This is a genomic window from Streptomyces mutabilis (assembly GCF_014649815.1).
Taxonomy (GTDB): domain Bacteria; phylum Actinomycetota; class Actinomycetes; order Streptomycetales; family Streptomycetaceae; genus Streptomyces; species Streptomyces mutabilis.
In genome coordinates, this window is record NZ_BMTT01000147.1 from 1 (window position 1) to 714 (window position 714).

At 28.7% G+C, this 714-nt stretch carries 2 protein-coding genes; both read left to right on the forward strand.

Translation table 11 applies throughout. The features are described from left to right. On the forward strand, positions 1-325 hold a 325-nt coding region (locus IE142_RS39800; RefSeq protein WP_502266911.1), incomplete at its 5' end, for a hypothetical protein. A 148-nt stretch (positions 326-473) separates the two neighbouring features. Continuing rightward, positions 474-714, forward strand: a 241-nt coding sequence (locus IE142_RS39805) for an MFS transporter (RefSeq protein WP_191889437.1), incomplete at its 3' end; no start/stop codon positions are given.

Below are 714 nucleotides of genomic sequence, written 5' to 3' on the forward strand. Positions count from 1 at the left end.
TAGTCACATTCGAGTTACTGATCCTGGTCGAATAGAAGACAATACAGTATTCACTTACTTAGATGCTTTTTGTACAGATAAAAAGTACTTAGCAGAAATGAAAGAGCATTATAAAGCCGGTGGCTTAGGTGATGTTAAAGTTAAAAAATACTTAAATGAAATCATACAAGCAGAATTAGAGCCAATTAGAAACAGAAGAAATCAATATCAAAGTAATTTAGACTATATATATGAAATATTAAAAGATGGAAGTAATCAAGCTCGATTAATAGCATATCAAACACTTCACGAAGTCAGAGATGCTATGGGAATTAATTATTTTTAAATTTTAAAGGTACTCATATTTTGAGTATCTTTTTTGTTGATATATGGTAACTATAAGTAGAAAAACTATACATACTATTAATTTTTTAATAATCAATCCACCCACTTATCCACTGAACTTAAATTAGTTAAATGCGGAGGTATGATAGATGAATTCTTCTAAATATTTCGATCATTTAGTTGTTTTAACAGCAGGAATAGGTATGTTCTTATCAACTCTAGATAGTGGTATTATCAATGTGGCGTTACCCATTTTATCTAAATCTTTTAATGTTGATGCTTCTTTTATTTCTTGGAGTATTACGTTATATACTTTGTTACTTACAGGGACCATTATTATATTTGGAAGACTGAGTGATAAGTACAATCGTCTAAATATCTATAGTATTG